This is a genomic window from Clostridium acetireducens DSM 10703 (genome assembly GCF_001758365.1).
Lineage (GTDB): Bacteria > Bacillota > Clostridia > Clostridiales > Clostridiaceae > Clostridium_C > Clostridium_C acetireducens.
The window spans coordinates 1-2,929 of the sequence record NZ_LZFO01000068.1; the positions used below are offsets into that span (position 1 = coordinate 1).

At 24.8% G+C, this 2,929-nt stretch carries 1 protein-coding gene; it reads right to left on the minus strand.

Going from position 1 to position 2,929, the window contains the following annotated elements; translation table 11 throughout:
• Window positions 1-622: 622 nt before the first annotated feature.
• Window positions 623-2,647 (minus strand): methyl-accepting chemotaxis protein, encoded by a 2,025-nt coding sequence (locus CLOACE_RS11455; RefSeq protein ID WP_070111383.1) that lies wholly within the window; start codon window positions 2,645-2,647, stop codon window positions 623-625.
• Between the last annotated feature and the right edge of the window lie 282 nt (window positions 2,648-2,929).

Genomic DNA, 2,929 nt, shown 5'->3' on the forward strand with positions numbered 1-2,929 from the left:
AATTGTATATTTTTTTCACTAAATAGAAAAAATTGTAGTATTATTTCTTTAAATAGATTGTAGTCTATTTTGAAAATTTGTTCAATATGTTTTTCATTTATTATGATTTAAACACACTAATTTTCTTTTTCATTAAAAACTGTCATTTTTGTAAATACATTTATATTAATTTAAAAATCTAAAACTACACCTATTATTTTAATATTTTCGTATATTTTATAAAAAAATTAAGTCTATTTATAGGTTTTAGGATAAAATAAAATTAAGGCATATATAAAAATTCCTGCATACCTTAAAAAATCATTGAAATAATTTGAATATAAAAAATAAGCTGTATAAAAATAATAATGCAGACTTATAAATAAAGTTTGTAAATAATTAGAATGAATTTTAGACACTCTTAGAATAAAAAATAAAAAAACTCCGTAATTCATCACAGGACGTGATGAGCCAATTTCCGCCCCAAGAACGGGGCATAAATTGGGTAGGAGTTTTTTTATTTTTTATTCTTAGAGTGTCTTAATGAAATGACTTATTTACAAACTTTATTTATAAGTATGCATTATTATTTTTATACAGCTTATTTTTTATATTCAAATTATTTCAATGATTTTTCATTTAATTATAAAGTAAACTTTTCTAATGTGTTTTTTAGTTCTTCTGCTACAAAATTAAGTTCATTTGCAAATTTACACACTTCTTCTGAATTAGCTAAAAGTTCTTCGGAAGATGCAGAAACTTCTTCTGAAGATGCGGAATTTTCCTGAGATATATAAGATAAAGATTCAACTTTTTCAAAAACTATTTCTTTTGATTCATTAGTAATATTTAAAGCCTCATAAGTATCTTCTATCATAGGCACCACTAAAGCAATTGATTTTAGTATATTGTTAAAAGAATTTATAGAAACATTTACTATATCAATTTGCTCTTCTACTAATCCCTTAACTTGGGAAGTATTACTGGACACATCTTTAGTTTCATTACTTATAGAAGAAACTAATTTTTGTATTTCTACTGTAGAATGTCTGGATTTTTCTGCCAATTCCCTAATTTCCTCTGCCACCACAGAAAAACCTTTTCCTGCCTCTCCAGCTCTAGCTGCTTCTATAGCTGCATTTAAAGCCAAAAGATTTGTCTGCTCTGATATTCCATTTATTACTTCTGTTATATTTCCTACTTTTGACACACTTTCATTTAATATAACTATTTTTGACACTACATTTTCAAAAGATTCTTTAATACATTCTATAGAACCTAAAAGTAAATTAATTTTTTCTTTACCTTCATTAGCTTTTTCCATAGTATCATTAGAATTATATTTTATTTTATCAAGCCTTGAAATTATATTATCAATTTCTGATGTTAAAATAGTTACTTTATCTAAAACCACAGTTAAATCATTAGACTGTTCATAACTTCCTTTAGTTACACTTTGTATAGAAGATGCAACTTCATTAGTAGCACTAGTCATTTCCTCTGCATTAGCATTTAAACTTGATGCCATATCCTCTGTTTTATTTGCCTGACTCTTTACAGAAAACAAAGCTTGTCTTAAATTATCACACATAACTTTAAAGTTTTTAGCTAGTACTCCTACTTCATCTTCTCCATCTATATTTATAGTATTATTTAAATCTCCATTGCCTATTTTCTTAGAAACAACTACTATTTCCTTTAAAGGATTGGTTATATCCTTGGATATTGAGTAAAATATTAAAGCTGTAATTAAAAAAGAAATACTAGCTATAATTAATATTAAAGTAATACTTTCAATCATAGTACTATACACATTTGCCATAGACAATCCCACTTCTACAACTCCAATATTATCACCGCTTTTATAAAGTGGAACTATAACTCTACAGACATTATTTTTTTTACCATTATAGGAAGTTATATCTACAAAATCCTTTTGAGATAACATAATATCCTTTAAATTTTCATCCTTAATAGTTTTTCCTATATTAGTTTTATTGCTATCTGCAATAACTTTTAAATCCTCTCCTATAACTGATGCATATACTATATTTTTATCTTGAACTAATTCATCTATTATTCTTTCAGAACTTACACTTTGTATTAATTTATAAATTTGATTAGACAAAATACCTATTTGAATCATTCCGCCCTTGGGCTTTCTAACATAACCATATTTGTAATAATCTCCTGTTTCTCTACTTTTTCTTATATCTTCCATAAGAGTATTTTTATCTCCCTTAACTACAGAATAAGATATATGATCTGGTCCAAACACTGCATCTATAGCTGTATCTAAATTAGAATATATTACTTTTCCCTTTTCATCCGTAACATTAACTTCATCTACTTGAAAATACTTTGCCAATTGTTTTAAATAATCATTATTTACATTTTCGGAATTTTGAGCTAAAAAAGTTGCTAAAGTATGTATTCTAAGCTCTATATCATTATTAATCACTTTCATAGATTGAGAGTTTTTAGATACTTGCCTAGATATTTGAGTAGCTAAATTTATACCATCTATTTTCATTTGCTTTACTAATTTAGATTTAGCAATACTTATAGCAGTTAAAGATATTATACTTATAACTAAAAATAGTATACATAACGGTGTAGTTAGAACTTTAAATTTAATAGATTTGTTTTTTATAAACTTATTCCTCATAAAAATACATCCTCTTTTCAACTAAATATTTTGTAATAACTTTTTTTACTTTGTAAATCCATTAAAAATGGTTTTTTTACCCTTTGGAACACCAATAAAATTATAGTACATTTTGCATATATATTCAACATTTCCCAAGGAATATTATAGTTTGTTTTTGTATTAAATTAAACAAACTTTTTAAAATTACAGTAAAGCTTTTTAGTTAAGAGTTTAAATATAAAAAAAATACAATTCCAATAAAAATAAAATTTTTACTAGAATTGTACTACTACATTAATT